Origin of the sequence: Nocardioides anomalus, assembly GCF_011046535.1 — a bacterium.
In the GTDB taxonomy this organism is placed as follows: domain Bacteria; phylum Actinomycetota; class Actinomycetes; order Propionibacteriales; family Nocardioidaceae; genus Nocardioides; species Nocardioides anomalus.
On record NZ_CP049257.1, the window covers coordinates 1262920 to 1278420 of the forward strand.

Sequence of the window (15501 nt, forward strand, 5' to 3'; positions counted from 1 at the left end):
ACTTCCTTCCGGGTAGGTGGTTCAGGAGGTGGGCGCAGCGGAGCCGTCGGTGACGCTCACGAGGTTCGAGACCGGGACCTGGTGGTCGCCCACGGTCAGGACCGGGCCGGACGTGCCGAACTGCACGCCGCTGACGACGCCGGTGCCCTGGGTGCCGTCGTCGAGGGTGAAGGTCACCGTGCGTCCGACCAGACCGCTGGCCCCGAAGGCGAGCGAGCTGCCGAGCAGCAGCCCGGTCTGGTCGGCGATGGACTCCATCTTCTCCAGGGACGTGAACTGCGCCGACTGGGCCAGGAACTGGCTGGAGTCGGTCGGGTTCGTCGGGTCCTGGTACTTCATCTGGGCCACCAGCAGCTGCAGGAACATGTCCTTGTCCTTGGAGCCGCTGGTGCTGGTGACACCCAGTCCGTTCCCGGACTGGGCGGCGGTCGTGCCCTCGGTCGCGCCGATGGTCACGGGTGCCTCCTCACATGCGCACGTCGACACCGGAGGTGCGCGACGCCGGTTCGGCGGAGCCGGGTCCTCGGACCCGGTCCTGGTCGCCGTCCCTGGCAGTGGTGGCACGCCGCGTCCCTGCGGGTGCTCCTGGGTGTCCGGTGCCGGCACCGGACCACTCCGAGCCCTGGTGGGCCCCGAGCAGGTCTGAGGGCTGTCCGGCCGAGCCGTCCAGCGGGGTGGGGCTCGCCGCGGCGGGGGCGGCGGCGGTGCTGCTCGTCGCGGCGGCCGCGGTGAGCCCGCCGAGGCCGGTGGCGGCCGGGCCCGCCGGCTCGGCCAGGCGGTGCACGGCGACGCGGACGTCCTCGGTGCCGCGGCTCTGCTGCAGCAGCCGCTCGAGCTGGGGCGCCCCTTCGCGGAGCGCGGCGCCGGCCTCGACGCCGGCCCCGAGGCGCACCCGGACCAGGCCGTCGCGCACGGTCAGGTGCACGCGGACCTCACCGAGCGTGCCCGGGTCGAGCCGGAGCGTGAGGCGGTGCACCCCGGTGCCCGAGCTGGCCAGCCGCTCGATGCCCTCGAAGACCTGGCGGTGCACCGGCTGCGGGCCCGGCGTCGCGGACCGCGGCTCGGGTGCGGCGATCGTGGGCGGCGCCGGCACGGCGACCGGTGCGACCGTGGCCGCCGGTGCCGCCGGTGCCGCCGGTGCCGCCGGTGCCGCCGGCGCCTGGGTGGTCGTCGCCGCGGCGTCGGTGGTGGGGGTCGTCGAGGTGGGGGTCGCCGGCGCTGCGGGCGTCGGGCTCGCGGCCGGCTCGGCCGTCGCCTCCGGGGCCGGCTGCGCCGGGTCCCGGGTCGGCGCGGGCGGGGCCGTGGGGGTGGCGGCGGCAGCCGGAGGAGCGGTGGCCGGGACCAGTGCCGGGGCCGGGGCCGGGGCCGGGGCCGCGGCGGCGACATCCGGAACCGGGGTGCCGGGAGCACCCGCGTCGGCGTCGGTCCCGACCGGCAGGGGCACGGGCACCGGCACGGGGAGCAGCGCGCTGGGGACCAGGGCGGCCAGCAGCGCCTCGAAGCCGGTCGCGGGGGCGGCGGCGGGGTCCCCCAGGGGACCAGCCCCGTCGGCGGCACCGGGCAGCGTGGCCGGCGCGGCGGGCCCGGTGGAGACGCGCATCAGCTGCTCCCCAGCATGCCCATGACCGAGCGGACGTAGTTCTGGGTCTCGGGGTACGGCGGGACGCCGTCGTAGCGCATGACCGCACCCGGCCCGGCGTTGTACGCCGCCAGCGCGAGGGGGGTGCTCCCGAAGCGGTCGAGCAGCTGCGACAGCAGCTTGGCGGCGCCGTCCACGGCCTGCGCCGGGTCGAAGCTGTCGGTGACGCCGAGGCCGGCGGCGGTGCCCGGCATCAGCTGCATCATCCCCTGGGCGCCGGCCGGGCTGACCGCGCTCGGGTCGAAGCCGGACTCCTGGCGCGCCACGGCGGCGAGCAGGCGGGCGTCGACCTGGTGCTCCAGGCCGGCCTGGTTGAACAGGTCGGCGTACGGCACGCCCGCGACAGCGGCGGTGCCGCTCGGGGCGCCGAGCCCGCCGGCGCCGAGCAGGGCGGAGGTGGGCGCGGCCGCGGACGGGTCGAGGACGCGGCGGATCGCGCTCGGTGTCTCGTAGACGTCGCTGACGCGGACGTCGAGACCGGGCCGGGGCGCCTCGATCATCTGGCCGTTGCCGGCGTAGATCGCGATGTGGTGCACGGGCGAGCCGAACGCGAGCAGGTCGCCGGGCTGGGCCTGGTCCAGGCTGGGGACCGCGGTGCCCTCGCGGGCCTGGTCGCGCGAGACGCGGGGGAGGTCCACGCCGAGGTTCTTGTAGACCAGCTGCACCAGCCCGGAGCAGTCGAGCCCCTTCTGCGGGTCGGTGCCACCCCAGACGTAGGGGATGCCGAGGTACTTGCGGGCCTCGGCCACGACGTCAGCGCCGGAGGTCGACCCCTGCTCACCCAGGCCGGAGGTGTCGATGCCGAGGCCGGCCAGCGTCGAGGCGTCGGCGGCTCCGTCGAGCAGCGCGCTGCCGGCCGTGCTGGAGGTGCCCGAGGCCTGCGATGCGCCGTCGAGCGCGCTGCTGAACGACGTACGCGCGGACGCGCCGCTGCCGGCGGTGCGCGGGGCCAGCTGGGCGAGCTGGCTCTGGATCTGGGCGATCCGGCTGGTGACCTCGCTGACGCTCACTCGGCCTGCTCCTCGCGGGCGCGCAGCCAGCGCTGAGCGCCGAGGTCGTCGAGGAGCCGGCCCTCGGCGCGCGCCGCCTCGGCCCGGCGGGCCTCGGCGCGGCGCTCGAGCAGGGTCTCCACGGCGCGCAGCCGGCTGCGGTCCTGCTGCCAGTGCTCCTGCGCTGCGGTGCGGACCACGCCGGCGGCGTCCGCCTCCCGGTGGGTACGCCGGGCGGCGGCGGCCACGGTGCCGAGCACGGTGCGCTGCGCCGCCCACTGCCCGGCGGGCAGGGGCTCGCCGGCAGCGGCCTGGTGGGTGTCCACGAGGTGGTCGAGCTCCTCGGCGCGGGCCACCACGGCCCGGTGCTCGCGGTCGGCGTGGACCAGCCCCATCCGCGAGTCCTGCTCGCGGACCTCGCGGACGCGGGCCACGGCGGCCAGGCCGCGGTCGTCGGCAATCACGGGGCCACCAGCCCGGCCAGCTGCTGCCAGGTCTCGGTGCGCGGGGTGCTGTCGTCCATGTCCTGGCGCAGGAAGTCGTCGATGGCGCCGGCGCGGGCCAGCGCGGCGTCGGCGTCGGGGTCGGTGCCCCCGACGTACGCCCCGATCTCGACCAGCTCGCGCACGTCGCGGTGCGCCGCCAGCATCCGCCGCAGGCGGACCGCGTCGCCACGCTGCTCGGACGTGGTCACGGCGCCGGTGACCCGGGAGATGGACTCGAGGACGTCGATCGCGGGGAAGTGGCCCGAGGTGGCCAGTCGTCGGCTGAGGACGACGTGGCCGTCCAGGATGGAGCGCGCCGTGTCACCGACGGGGTCCTGCAGGTCGTCGCCCTCGACCAGGACGGTGTAGAGCCCGGTGATCGAGCCCGTGGGCGCGGTGCCGGCCCGCTCGAGCAGACGGGGGAGGAGCGCGAAGACGCTCGGCGGGTAGCCGCGGGTCGCGGGCGGCTCGCCGGCGGAGAGGCCGAGCTCGCGCTGGGCCATGGCCACCCGGGTGAGGCTGTCCATCATCAGCACGACGTGGCGGCCCTCGTCGCGGAAGAACTCGGCGATCCGGGTGGCCACGAAGGCCGCGCGCAACCGCTCGACGGGCGGGGCGTCGGAGGTCGCCACGACGACGACCGAGCGGGCCAGGCCCTCGGGACCGAGGTCGGCCTCGAGGAACTCGCGGACCTCGCGGCCGCGCTCGCCGACCAGGGCGATGACGGAGATCTCGGCCTCGGTGCCGCGGGCGATCATCGACAGCAGGCTGGACTTGCCGACGCCGGAGCCGGCCATGATGCCGAGCCGCTGCCCGCGCCCGACGGGCACCAGCGCGTCCAGGGCGCGCACGCCCAGGCCGAGGGGGGTGTCGATGCGCGGGCGGCTCAGCGCGGCCGGGGTGTCGTTGTCCACACCGACGAGCGGCAGGTGGTCCAGGGACGGTCCGTCGTCGACGGGCCGGCCGAGCCCGTCGAGGACGCGGCCGGTCAGCTCGGCGCCCACGCGGATCTGCAGCGGCGCGCCCGTGTGCCGGACCGTCGCGCCGACCTCGATGCCGCGGGTGTGGCCCAGCGGCAGGCAGACCAGGCCCCGGGTGTCGGTGGCGGCGACCTCGGCGAGCAGGCCGGAGTCCTCGATCTCCAGCAGGTCGCCGACGGCCGCCCTCAGCCCGCCGACCCGCAGGTGGAGGCCCATGGCCTCGACGACCTGACCGCGGTGGACCGGTCGGGCGGCGGCCAGGGCCTGGGAGCGGACCCGCTCGAGCACCGCGGTGGTCACGTCAGCACCTCCCGGACCCGCTCGATCGCGGCCGAGATGCGCAGGTCGAGCAGCCGGTGGTCGACCTCCACGATCGCGTCGTGGGCCGCGAGCAGGGCGTCCGGCACGATCCGGACGCCGGCCTCGGCGAGCTCGGCCAGCGCGGAGGTGTCGGCGACGAGCGGGTGGACCCGGAGCACGAACGGCTGGCCGGTCGGCGCCTCGCCGAGCACCCGCATGACGACCTCGGCCGCGGTCTGACCCGCTGCGTCGGAGGCGCGCAGCTCGTGGCCGACCATGGCCTCGGTCAGCTCGCGGGCCAGCTCGACGGCCTGGGCGTGCACCGCGCTCTGGGCCTCGGTCACGGCCTGGACGACGCCCTCGGTGGCGCGGGTGAGCGCCTGCAGGACGTCCTTGTGACGCGACTCGTCGTGCTCGCGGGCGGCCCGGGCCGCGGCCTCGCGCTCCTCGGCCTCGCGGGCCGCCGCGGCCGCCGCGTCGCGGCGCCCCTCGGCCCAGCCCACCGAGTACCCCTGGGAGCGCGCAGCGGTGCGGGCCTGCTCGACCAGCGAGGACAGCGCGTGCTCGGTGACCTCGTCGCCGAGGACGGTCGAGCCGCCGAAGCGGGTCAGGTCGCCGGTGCGCAGCTCGGGCGTCGGCAACGGACGGAACTCATTCGACGAAGTCATCGTCACCTCCGCGGCGGATCGTGATCTTGCCTTCTTCCTCCAGCTGGCGGATGGCCCGGATGACGCCCTGCTGGGCCTCCTCGACCTGGGCCAGGCGGACCGAGCCGAGCAGCTCGACCTCCTCGAGCAGCGTCGCCGCGGCGCGCTCGGACATGTTGGTCAGGATCTTCTCCCGCACCGCCGGCGCGACGCCCTTGAGCGCGTAGGCCAGCTCGGCGGTGTCGACCAGGCGCAGCACCTGCTGCATCGAGCGGTCGTCGATGCTGACGATGTCCTCGAACATGAACATCCGGCTGCGGACCTCGTCGGCCAGCGCCGGGTCCAGGGCCTCGAGTCCCTCGACGATCTGGCGCTCGGTGGACCGGTCGGAGCGGTTGATGATGTTGACCAGGGGGGTCACCCCACCCACCCGCGACGCCCCGGTCGGCTGGAGCATCGAGGAGAGCTTGCGCTCCAGGGTGGTCTCCACCGCCTTGACGATGTCGGGGGAGGTGCGGTCCATCACCGCGATCCGGTGGGCGACCTTGGCCTGCTTCTCCGGGTCCAGACCGGACAGCAGCAGCGAGGCCTTGTCCGGGTTGAGGTGGGCGATGACCAGGGCGATGACCTGCGGGTGCTCGTCGGCGATGAACGAGCGCAGCTGGGCCGGGTCGGCGTTGTGCAGGAAGTGGAACGGCGACTGCACCGCGGCGGCGCTGAGCCGGTCCACGATCTCACCGGCCCGGTCGGCGCCGAGCGTCTCCTCGAGCAGCTGCCGGGCCACGCTCATCCCGCCCTGGGCCATGTGCTGGCGGGCGCGGGCCAGCTCGCGGAACTCCTCCAGCACGCCCTCGCCCTCCTCGGGGCTGACGGACTCGAGCCGGGCGATCTCGGCGGTGACCGCCTCGACCTCGGCGTCGGAGAGCCGGGCGAGGACGGCCGAGGCCTGCTCCCGACCGAGCTGGACGAGCAGGACGGCGGCCTTGCGGACGCCCTGGGCCGACAGGCCGACCGCGACCGGGCCGGCGGGGGACAGCGCGGTCACGGGCGCTCCGCCAGCCAGCCGCGGAGGAGGGCGGCCACGTCGTCGGGCTGCCGCGCGATGAGGTCGTCGATCTCGGCCTTCATGTGGCGACCGCGTGAGGCGTCGGACTCGGCCAGCGCGAGCTCGGCGGGGCTGGGCTCCATGATCTGGGTCGCGGTCACGCGCCCGAGCTGGTCGGCGCGCAGCTGCTCGACGAGGTAGGCCGTGGTCTCCTCGCGCTTCTTGGCCCGGCGGCGGGCCGTGAGCACGGCGAGGAGCACCATGAGCGCGACCAGCACGCCGAGGCCGATGTTGCGGTAGAGCTGCTGGCGGTCGGCCGCGGCCTGGTCCGCGTCGGCCGCCTTGAGCGCCTTGGCCGCCGCCTCCTCGGAGGTGCGGTCGAAGGTCAGCTCGTTGATCGCGACCTTGTCACCGCGGGCCTTGTCGATGCCGGCGGTGGCGACGACCAGGCTGCGCACCTCGGTCGGGTCGATGCCGGCCCGAGCCAGGGCGGCGGAGTCGAGGGCGACGCCGACGTTCAGGCTCTCGATCGAGCCCGGCGCGGACGCCCGGCGCTCGGTGCGCTTGTCGATCGCGTTGTCCTGGGTCGTGGTGGTCGACTGGTAGCTCGAGTCGGCCGAGCCGCCGGCGCCCACCTCGGTGTTGCCGTCCGTGCCGACCACGCCACCGACCTGCGAGGCGCTGCCGGGGCCGTTGTAGGTCTCGCTGCTGCTGCTCTGCGAGCGCGGCGGCACGCCCTCGGCGACCGAGTAGTCGGTGGTCTCCACGACCGCGTCGTCGAAGTCGAGCACGGCGGTGACCTGGACCGTGGAGTTCCCCGCGCCCAGGACCCGGTCGAGCATCGCCTGGAGCTTGCCGCGGTACTGGTCCTGCACGTCGGTGACCATCTGGTTGCGCGAGCTGTCGCCGGTGGTCTGACCCGGGGCGCTGAGCACGGCGCCGGTGGCGTCGGCCACGGTGACCTGGTCGGGGTCGAGGCCGTCGACGCTGGAGGCGACCAGGTTGACCACCGCCTGCACCTGCTCGGGGTCGAGGGTCGACCCGGGGCGGGTCTTGACGAGCACCGACGCGGTCACCGGGTCCTGCTCCTCGGCGAACACCTCCTTCTGGGGGATCGCCAGGTGCACGACCGCGGTCTCGACGCCGTCGATGGCCTCGATGGTCTTGCTGAGCTCGCCCTCCATGGCCCGCTTGAAGTTCACGTCCTGCTGGTCCTGCGAGAGCGACATGCCCTGGTCGTCGAGGATCGAGTAGCCCTGGTTGTCGGAGTCGGCCGGCAGCCCCTCGCCGCTCAGCGCGATCCGGGTCGCGTAGACCTGGTCGCGCGGGACCATGACCGTGCTGCCGCCGTCGGTGAGCTCGTACGGCGTGCCCTGGGTGTCGAGCTGGTCGACGACCGCCGAGGCGTCGCTGGCGGACAGGTTGGAGTAGAGCGGGCCGTAGCTCGGGGTGGAGGCCCAGCGGAACACCAGGAAGCCGCCGAGCAGCAGTGCCAGGGTGCCGAGCACCGTGACCGCCTTCTGCCCGGTGGTGAACCCGGCGAACGTGCTGCGCCCGCGCCCCAGGGCGCGGGTGACCTGGTCGCGCATCAGACAGGCATCCTCAGGATCTCGGTGAACGCCTCGACCGCCTTGTTGCGCACGGCCACCGTGAGCTGCGTGGTGACCTGCGCCTGGGTCGCGGCGATGGTGTAGTCGTGGATGGCCTGCAGGTCACCGGTGGCGGCCTGCACGGCGAGGTGGTCGCTCTGGGCCTGGACGCCCTCGAGCCGGTCGAGGCCGTCGAGGACGAGCTTGCCGAAGTCCGGCCCGTCCGGGCCGCTGGGCCCCTCGGCCCGGTGCGCGCCGCCGACGCGGGCGGCCGAGCCGGCCGGCCCGACGTCCGCCCGCGGCGCGACGTACGGCGTGAAGTCCATGCCGCCGACGCCACCGACGGCGCCCACTCCTGGCACCGGCATCAGCGGCCGCCGATCGTCAGCGCGCTGGAGTAGGAGTCCTGCGCGTACTTGGTCACCTGGACCGACGCCTGGTAGCCGCGCTGGGCCATCACCAGCTGGGTCATCTGGCTGGCCAGGTCCATCGCCGGCGCGCGGACGTAGCCGTCCTCGTCGGCCAGCGGGTGGTCCGGTGCGTACTCCATGACGCCCTCGCCGTCACCCTCGGCGATCCCGGCGACGTCGACGCCGCCCGACGGGTCGGCCTGGGCGATGACCATCTGCGCCTGGAAGGCCTGCTGGTCGGTGCTGACCACGGTGTTGGCGTTGGCGATGTTGTTGGCCAGCGCGTCGAGCCAGGTCTGGTGCATCCCGAGGCTCGAGCTCGCGATGTCCAGCGCGTCGAAGGCACCCATCAGGCACCGACCGCGGTGGAGAGGAGCGCGAACTGGTCGGACACCGCGCGGGTCATCAGCTGGTAGGAGAACTGGGTCTGCGAGGCCGCCATCAGCTCCTTGCGCAGGTCCACGTTGTTGCCGTTCGGGCCGACCGGGGACTGCACGGCCAGCACCTCGGGGTCGAGGGTGGGTGCGTCGCCCTTGGCCACGGCGTCGCGCAGCGAGGACTCGAACTCGACGGTCGAGGCGCGGAAGCCCGGGGTGTCGACGTTCGCGATGTTGTCGGCGATGACCTCGCTGCGCGTCGTCAGACCGTCGAGAGCGGTCGCCAGGACGTTGAGCACCGAGCCGGAGCCTCCACTGAGGCCACCGAGCGCAGGGACGGACACGTCATCCTCCACAGGGGGAAGCTGGGTGCCGGTCCGTCGGCGGGGGTCGGAGCAGTCCGTGCTCTCGGCGTACTGGTCGGCCGCTCCGGGGGCGACCTGAGGAGTTCCGCCGGTCGATCTCGCGGTGGTCCAGTTGGGTCAGGTACGTCGGGTCAGAACGCCACGTCGACGTACACCGGGCCGTCGCCCGAGCGGGTCGTCACGCGCTCGACGTCACGCACCAGCGACTGGTGCTGCGCGTTGACCCCGAGCTGGGTGGCCATCCCCTGGAGCGCCTCCCCCTGACGGGCCAGCAGCTCCTGGGCCCTGGTCCGCAGCGCCACCGGGATCGGCCCGTAGTCGTCCGGCACGCGCCACTCGTCCGGGGCCTGTGCGAGCCCGAGACCGGTGGTCAGCGCGCGCTCGGCGCGGATCACGTCGAGCTCGATCCGGTCGAGCGCGACCTCCCAGGCCGCGAAGCGGGTCTCGTGCTCGCTCAGCGGTCGGCCACCGTCTGCATCGCGGCCTCGCGCCAGGTGGCGGCGAGGTCGGTGACCAGCCCGAGGCAGCCCTCGGTGGTGCCGGCGTCGCGGGTGACGTTGGCGCGGACCAGCTCGAGGTGCAGGAAGTCGTAGAGCGAGGCCAGCCCGGGGCCGCCCTCCCAGTCGGAGGTGCGCAGGCTGGCGCGGAGCTCGAGCACGATCTCCTGTGCGTGCAGCAGCTGGGTGTGGGCCGTCGAGAAGTCACCGGTCCGCTGGGCCTCGAGCCCGCGGGTGAGGTCGAGGACCAGGCGGTCGCACAGCATGACCAGCAGCCGCGCGGGCGAGGCCGTCGCGACGGACGCGTCGAGATAGGCGTCGGGGCGGGGGGAGTAGGTCATGGTGGCGCCTTCCGTGGCTGCACGTGGGTGGGGTGGTCAGAGGTGGGGGTTCAGCCGCCGAAGGACGGCAGCGACGAGAGCTGGCCGGCGAGCCAGCTGGACTGGCTGCTCATCTGGCTCATCGCGGTCTCCAGGGCCGTGAACTGGCGCTTGAGCGTCTCGCGGCGCTGGTCCAGGCGCAGGTCCCAGTTGTCGATGCTGTCCTGCAGCCGGTCGATGCCCGAACGGCGGCTGGTGATGGAGCCGGTCAGGCTCCCGGTGGTCGGGTCGCTCGCGCCCCGGGCCACCTTGTCGACCCGCGCGGCGAAGCCGTTGCCGGCCGGGTCGGTCGCGGTGGTGAACATCGCCTCGACCTTGGCCGGGTCGGCGGCGTACGCCGAGGCGAACTTGGCCGAGTCGAAGGTCAGCTTGCCGCTGCGGTCGGTCTGGATGCCGACGGAGGCCAGGGTGCTCCCGTCGGTGGTGAAGACCGAGTTGAGCAGCGAGCTGCGCAGGCTGCGGACCGTGGCGTCGCCGGCCAGCGGACCGCTGGTGTTGGTCGAGCTGCTGTACGCCGTCTGCGTGTCGATCTCGCCGAACAGGTCGTTCAGCGAGGCGACCATGTCGGCCACCGAGCCGCTCAGCTTGGCGGCGTCGCGCTTGACCTCCACGGTGGAGGTCGCCCCGACCGCGGCGTCGGGGGAGACCGTGAGGTTCACGCCGGGCAGCAGGTCGGTGAAGGTGTTCGTCGACGACGTGGACGTGATGCCCGAGCCCAGGTCGATCGAGGCGTCGGCACCGGCGCGGACCGTGGCCCCACCGAGCAGCGCCGAGCCGTCCTCGGCCGTCAGCGTGAAGTCCTGGGCCGCCCCGGTCGCGGTCGACTCGACCAGCAGCCGGTAGCCGCCGGTCGTCTTGATCGTCGTGGCCCGGAGCCCGGTGTTGTTGGCCGGGTCGTTGATCGCGTCGACCAGGCCCTTGAGGGTCCCGTCCTTGCTGTCCACCAGCACGGGCGAACCGTCGAAGCGGTCCAGGCTCACCTTGGTCGAGGCGCCGGTCACCTGGTCGGTGAGCGCCGCGGCGTTGGCGAAGCCGAGCTGGTGGGTGCGGGCCACCGAGGTGACGGTGACGGTGAGCCGGGTCGGGCCGGCGGTGGCACCGGCGCTGACCGTGAGCGCGGTGCCCGTGGCCGAGGCCGACACCGCGTCCCACGTGGCCGGCTTGGCCAGGGCGGCCGCCTTGCTGGCGACCAGCGCGGCCTTGGTGTTGAGCGTCTGGAGCGTGGTGACCAGGCTCTTCTCGGTCTGCACCCGCGTCTTGAGCGCGGTCTGCGGCGCCGCCTCCAGCTGCATGAGCTGGTCGATGATCGTCGCGCTGTCGAGCCCGGACGCGAGTCCGCTGATGCTGGCGCTGCTGGCCACCTGGTCCTCCTCCCGCTCCTCGGTGCGGTCTCTGAGACCGGCACGACGGCCGACCGCCCGCGCTTGCGGGTGGACGGCCGTCGTGGACGGCCGTGGTCAGTCCTGGATCAGCCGCGGAGCAGCTGGAGGACGTTCTGCGGAGCCGAGTTGGCCTGGGCCAGCATCGCGGTGCCGGCCTGGGACAGGATCTGCGACCGGGTGTAGGACATCATCTCCTGCGCCATGTCGGTGTCGCGGATGCGGCTCTCCGACGCCGACAGGTTCTCCGAGGTCACGTTCAGGTTGGTGATCGTGTGCTCGAAGCGGTTCTGCAGGGCGCCCAGCTTGGCGCGCGAGGTGGAGACCGCGGTGATCGCCTTGTCGATGTCGGCGATGGCGGTGTTGGCGCCGGCCTTGCTGGCCAGGTTGACACCGGCGACACCCAGACCGGACGAGGAGAAGCCGCCGCTGCCGGTGGTGGTGTTGGCCGCGTCGGTCTTGGTGCCCGACAGGCCGCCACCGACGGTGATCGCCGTCGCGGTGACGCTGGAGTCGTTGGCCTGGATCTCGAGGCCGCCGGTGCTGGTGACCCGAGCGGTGAGGGCCGCGGAGAAGTTGGCGTCGCCGTTGAGCTGGTTGGCGATGTTGTTGGCGTCCGTGCTCGCGGTGAGCGCGGCCGTGGTGATGCTGACGCCGCCGAAGGAGAACGTCGCCGCCGCGGCGGTGGCCGTCGCGGCGCCGTTGGCGTACGAGGCCTTGACGCCCTGGGCGCCGTTGGCGACCACGTCGACCTGGATCACGTCGTTGGCCTTGTAGCCGACCTGGAACTCCTTGCCGGTGAAGGTGCCGTCGAGCAGGTTGACGTTGTTGAACGTCGTCTTGCTCGCGATCCGGTCCAGCTCCGAGTTGAGGGCCGTGGCCTCGGCGTTGATCGCGTCGCGCGAGGTCTGGTCGTTGGAGTCGTTGGCCGACTGCACGGCCAGGTCGCGCATCCGCTGCAGGATCGAGTGCGTCTCGGTGAGTGCACCTTCAGCGGTCTGCACGACGCTGACGCCGTCCTGGGCGTTGCGGACGGCGACCTTGATGCCGCCGATCTGCGAGCGCAGGCCCTCCGAGATCGCGAGGCCGGCCGCGTCGTCGGCCGCCCGGTTGATCCGGTAGCCGCTGGAGAGCTTCTCGAGCGACTTGGACATCTGCCCCTGGGTGACGGACAGGTTCCGGTAGGAGTTGAAGGCGTCGATGTTCTGGTTGATGCGGAGACTCATGGTGTTCCCTCCTGGTGTCGAGTCGGTGGTGCTGGAGCCCGTCCGTGGGCTCCGTCGGGGGATTCATCGGCGGCCGGGTGGCCGACCTGAGGTGTACGGGTTCCTGGTCCAGACCGAGGCGGGGTGAGCGGTGCTCAGGCCGTGGTCGGGAGCGCGGGGACCTGGCGCACGAAGCTGTACGCCGCGGCGTGGCGGTCCGCGACCGCGCGGAAGTACGCCGTGCGCCGGCGGGCGGCGACGCCCTCGGGGCGCTCGGCCGGCGCGACCAGCTCGGGGTCGAGCGCGGTGTTGAGCGCGTCGCGGAGCAGGACGAGGGCCTCGGCGCGGAGCTGGGAGATGCGGGACTCGGTGACCCCGAGCTCCTCGGCCAGCTCGGCCATCGGCCGCTCGTCGATGAAGTAGCCCTGCACGACGTGGCGCAGCCGCTCGGGCAGCTCGACGACGGCGGCCTCGAGGTACTGCAGCCGCTCGCGGTGCTCGACCATCGCGTCGGGGGTCGGCTCGGGGGAGGCCAGGGCCTCGGAGGCCGCGGTGCCGTCCTCGCCGGCGTCCAGCGAGAGCACGGAGGCGCGGGCCAGGTCGTCGTCGGAGCGCTGGATCTCGGCCAGGGCCACGCCCAGCTCCGCGGCGACCTCGGTGTCCTCGGGGACCCGGCGCAGCCTGACCGCGAGCGCGGAGCGGGCGGTGTCGATCTCCCGGCCGCGGCGGCGCACCGAGCGGGAGGCCCAGTCGACCGAGCGCAGCTCGTCGAGCAGCGCGCCGCGGATCCGGGTGGCGGCGTACCGCGGGAACGGGATGCCGCGCTCGGGGTCCCAGGCGCGGGCCGCCTGGACCAGGGCGACCAGTCCGGCCGAGCTGAGGTCGTCGCGGTCGACGTGCGCCGGGACGCGGCTCATCGTCTCGCGGACGAGGTGCTGGACCAGGGGGAGGTGCGTGGTCGCGAGCGCGTCGGCGTCGGTGGCCGGGGTCGTGGCCGGGTGGACGGGGCGGTTCGCGGAGCGGGGGGACTCCAGGTAGGTGTCCACGTCCTGGGGGGCGAGGTGCGGGGTCACGAGAGAGAAACCAACTACCTCATGAGAGACGGTATGAGGGGAATCTTCGGAATCTGGCCGTCGGCCTTGGTTGGCGTAGTCACAACGGACTACTCCGCGGGGGCCCGACCCCGCGTGTCGGGTCGCTCGGCCCCAGGGGGCGGGTCGCCGAGCCGCGCACGCGAATCGGCCGACCAAAGTCCTGGGGAACCCCTCAGGTGCCCTCCGGCGCGGCCGAACAGCACTGCGACGGAGCAGGGGTCGAGGAAGGGCCGGGGTCATGGAGCAAGCGGTGGAGCGCCTGTCGCAGGTGCTGTGGCGCGAGCGGGAGCTGCTCGAGGAGCTGCAGTACAAGCTCGAGGTCGAGCAGCTGGTCCTCGCCAGCGGGCGGACCCGCTGGCTGATGCGCGCGGCCACCGGGGTGGAGACCGTGCTGGACGACATGCGCCGCACCGAGCTGATGCGCGCGGTCGCCGCCGACCAGGTCGCGGCCGCGCTGGGGCTGGAGCCGAACCCGTCGCTGCGCCAGCTCGGCGAGGTCTCGCCGGAGCCGTGGGGGGAGATCTTCCGGGAGCACCGGGCCGCCTTCGCGACCCTGACCCGCGAGATCACCGCGCTGGCCGACGGCAACCGCGAGCTGATCGGCTCGGGGCTGCGCTCGGCGCGCGAGACGCTGATGGCGCTGGACGCCGCCACCGAGGGGTACGCCGCCGACGGCAGCGCCGTGGTCGGGGCGGCCGCGGTCGCGCCGACCCGCCTGGACCGGGTCTTCTGAGGCAGCGGTCATGACCGGGACGTTCTCCAGCTTCAACACCTCGCTGAGCGCGCTGCGCTACCAGCGCGTGGCGATGGACGTCGCGTCCGGCAACATCGCGAACGCCAGCACCGAGGGCTACGTCCGCCGCCGCGCGGAGGCCGAGGCGCTGGGTGCGCCGGCGCAGCTGGCCATGTGGTCGCGCTACGACGGTGCCGGTGACGGGGTCACCGCCTCGGGCATCACACGCATGGCGGACCCCCTCATGGACGCGCGGTCGCGTCGTGAGCACGGCACGCAGTCCTACCTGGACGCCCGGGTCGCGGTGCTGACCCGCGTCGAGAGCGCGCTGGGCGAGCCGGGGGGCTCCGGCGTCAGCGCGGCCATGAACGAGTTCCGCAACGCCTGGCAGGACCTGGAGTCCAACCCGGACTCCGGCGCGGCGCGCAGCCAGGTGCTGGCCACCGGCTCCTCGCTGGCCGAGGCCCTGCGCACCCAGGCGGGCCACGTCACCTCGGAGCTCTCCGACCAGCGCGCCCACCTGCTGGACGTGGTGCACGAGGTCAACAGCGTGGCCCACGACCTGGCCACCGTGAACAAGAGCATCGCCATGGCCGGACCCGGCGTCGACGACAGCGACCTGCGCGACCAGCGCGACGTCCTCGCACTGCGGCTCTCCGAGCTCACCGGTGGCGTCAGCACGGTGCGCCCCGACGGCGGCATCGACGTCACCGTGGCCGGCCAGCCGCTGGTGACCGGCAAGGACGCGGTCGAGCTCACCGTGACCGGCGGCGTCGCGGCCGACGGCTCCGACGACGGCCAGCCCCTGGCCCTCGCCGTGGGCGGTACGGCGGTCACGCCCGGCGCCATCGGGGGAGAGGCCGGCGCGGTCGGCGAGCTGCTGACCACCACGCTCCCCGCGTTCCGCAGCGGGCTCGACCAGGTGGCCAAGCTGCTGGCCGACAGCGTGAATTCCCTGCACACCACCGGCTACGACCAGGACGGCAACGCGGGCACGCCGTTCTTCAGCTACGACCCGGCCGGAGCCGCGTCGTCGCTCACCGTGGCCATCACCGACCCGCGCGAGGTCGCGGCCTCGTCGCAGCCCGGTGGCGTGCTCGACGTCGGCATCGCCGCCTCGCTGGGCGACCTCAAGGTGGCCGACACGGCGTACCAGCGGGTCGTCAGCGGGCTCGGCACCGAGGTGGCCTCCACCAAGCGGCTGGCCACGACCCAGGGGCTGCTGACCGCGCAGGTGGACAGCACCCGCGAGCAGCTCACCGGGGTCAACCTCGACGAGGAGACGGTGAACCTGATGGCGGCGCAGCGGGCCTACGAGGCCGCCGCGCGCGTGATGAGCACCTTCGACTCCATGCTCGACACGCTCATCAACCGGACGGGGGCCTGA

General features: G+C 73.9%; 18 protein-coding genes. 2 read left to right on the forward strand and 16 right to left on the reverse strand.

What is annotated here, in order from left to right; all coding sequences use genetic code 11:
* Window positions 1–21: 21 nt before the first annotated feature.
* The 16 genes from G5V58_RS06470 to G5V58_RS06545 form a co-directional block, all read right to left on the reverse strand.
* The gene (locus G5V58_RS06470; protein ID WP_165230029.1) at window positions 22–456 is read right to left on the reverse strand and encodes a flagellar hook capping FlgD N-terminal domain-containing protein; all 435 of its coding nucleotides are present in this window, start codon (window positions 454–456) and stop codon (window positions 22–24) included.
* 10 nt (window positions 457–466) lie between these two features.
* Window positions 467–1600, reverse strand: a complete 1134-nt coding sequence (locus G5V58_RS06475; RefSeq protein WP_165230032.1) for a flagellar hook-length control protein FliK — start codon at window positions 1598–1600, stop codon at window positions 467–469.
* Window positions 1600–2649: a transglycosylase SLT domain-containing protein gene (locus G5V58_RS06480; RefSeq protein ID WP_165230036.1), complete on the reverse strand. Its 1050-nt coding sequence runs from the start codon at window positions 2647–2649 to the stop codon at window positions 1600–1602. Before G5V58_RS06480 ends, G5V58_RS06475 begins: the two co-directional genes overlap by 1 nt.
* Window positions 2646–3092, reverse strand: a complete 447-nt coding sequence (locus tag G5V58_RS06485) for a flagellar FliJ family protein (RefSeq protein WP_165230039.1) — start codon at window positions 3090–3092, stop codon at window positions 2646–2648. The genes G5V58_RS06480 and G5V58_RS06485 overlap by 4 nt, the downstream gene beginning before the upstream one ends.
* Window positions 3089–4393, reverse strand: coding sequence for a FliI/YscN family ATPase (locus tag G5V58_RS06490; RefSeq protein WP_165230042.1), 1305 nt, complete (start codon window positions 4391–4393; stop codon window positions 3089–3091). The genes G5V58_RS06485 and G5V58_RS06490 overlap by 4 nt, the downstream gene beginning before the upstream one ends.
* Complete coding sequence (locus G5V58_RS06495) at window positions 4390–5061, reverse strand: FliH/SctL family protein (protein ID WP_165230045.1); 672 nt, start codon at window positions 5059–5061, stop codon at window positions 4390–4392. Before G5V58_RS06495 ends, G5V58_RS06490 begins: the two co-directional genes overlap by 4 nt.
* Window positions 5045–6085, reverse strand: coding sequence for a flagellar motor switch protein FliG (gene fliG / locus G5V58_RS06500; RefSeq protein ID WP_230487133.1), 1041 nt, complete (start codon window positions 6083–6085; stop codon window positions 5045–5047). Before fliG ends, G5V58_RS06495 begins: the two co-directional genes overlap by 17 nt.
* Window positions 6082–7674 carry a flagellar basal-body MS-ring/collar protein FliF gene (fliF, locus tag G5V58_RS06505; protein WP_165230048.1) on the reverse strand — a complete coding sequence of 531 codons (1593 nt, stop codon included), beginning with the start codon at window positions 7672–7674 and terminating at the stop codon, window positions 6082–6084. Before fliF ends, fliG begins: the two co-directional genes overlap by 4 nt.
* Entirely contained in the window at window positions 7674–8042 is a 369-nt protein-coding gene (fliE, locus tag G5V58_RS06510; RefSeq protein ID WP_165230051.1) for a flagellar hook-basal body complex protein FliE, read from the reverse strand. The genes fliF and fliE overlap by 1 nt, the downstream gene beginning before the upstream one ends.
* Window positions 8042–8434, reverse strand: a complete 393-nt coding sequence (locus tag G5V58_RS06515; RefSeq protein ID WP_165230054.1) for a flagellar basal body rod protein FlgC — start codon at window positions 8432–8434, stop codon at window positions 8042–8044. The genes fliE and G5V58_RS06515 overlap by 1 nt, the downstream gene beginning before the upstream one ends.
* On the reverse strand, window positions 8434–8805 hold the full coding sequence (locus G5V58_RS06520; RefSeq protein ID WP_165230057.1) for a flagellar basal body rod protein FlgB: 372 nt from the start codon (window positions 8803–8805) through the stop codon (window positions 8434–8436). The genes G5V58_RS06515 and G5V58_RS06520 overlap by 1 nt, the downstream gene beginning before the upstream one ends.
* Before the next feature lie 152 nt (window positions 8806–8957).
* Window positions 8958–9221: a hypothetical protein gene (locus G5V58_RS06525; RefSeq protein WP_165230060.1), complete on the reverse strand. Its 264-nt coding sequence runs from the start codon at window positions 9219–9221 to the stop codon at window positions 8958–8960.
* 59 nt (window positions 9222–9280) lie between these two features.
* Complete coding sequence (gene fliS, locus G5V58_RS06530; RefSeq protein WP_165230063.1) at window positions 9281–9664, reverse strand: flagellar export chaperone FliS; 384 nt, start codon at window positions 9662–9664, stop codon at window positions 9281–9283.
* 50 nt (window positions 9665–9714) lie between these two features.
* Window positions 9715–11064, reverse strand: coding sequence for a flagellar filament capping protein FliD (gene fliD, locus G5V58_RS06535; RefSeq protein ID WP_165230066.1), 1350 nt, complete (start codon window positions 11062–11064; stop codon window positions 9715–9717).
* A gap of 107 nt (window positions 11065–11171) precedes the next feature.
* Window positions 11172–12308 carry a flagellin N-terminal helical domain-containing protein gene (locus G5V58_RS26565; RefSeq protein WP_165230069.1) on the reverse strand — a complete coding sequence of 379 codons (1137 nt, stop codon included), beginning with the start codon at window positions 12306–12308 and terminating at the stop codon, window positions 11172–11174.
* Window positions 12309–12442: 134 nt separating this feature from the next.
* Window positions 12443–13360 (reverse strand): sigma-70 family RNA polymerase sigma factor, encoded by a 918-nt coding sequence (locus G5V58_RS06545; RefSeq protein WP_230487134.1) that lies wholly within the window; start codon window positions 13358–13360, stop codon window positions 12443–12445.
* Between the two features lie 259 nt (window positions 13361–13619).
* Between G5V58_RS06545 and G5V58_RS06550 the strand changes: the two genes are divergently transcribed.
* On the forward strand, window positions 13620–14114 hold the full coding sequence (locus G5V58_RS06550; RefSeq protein WP_165230075.1) for a flagellar protein FlgN: 495 nt from the start codon (window positions 13620–13622) through the stop codon (window positions 14112–14114).
* Between the two features lie 10 nt (window positions 14115–14124).
* On the forward strand, window positions 14125–15501 hold the full coding sequence (gene flgK, locus G5V58_RS06555; RefSeq protein WP_165230078.1) for a flagellar hook-associated protein FlgK: 1377 nt from the start codon (window positions 14125–14127) through the stop codon (window positions 15499–15501).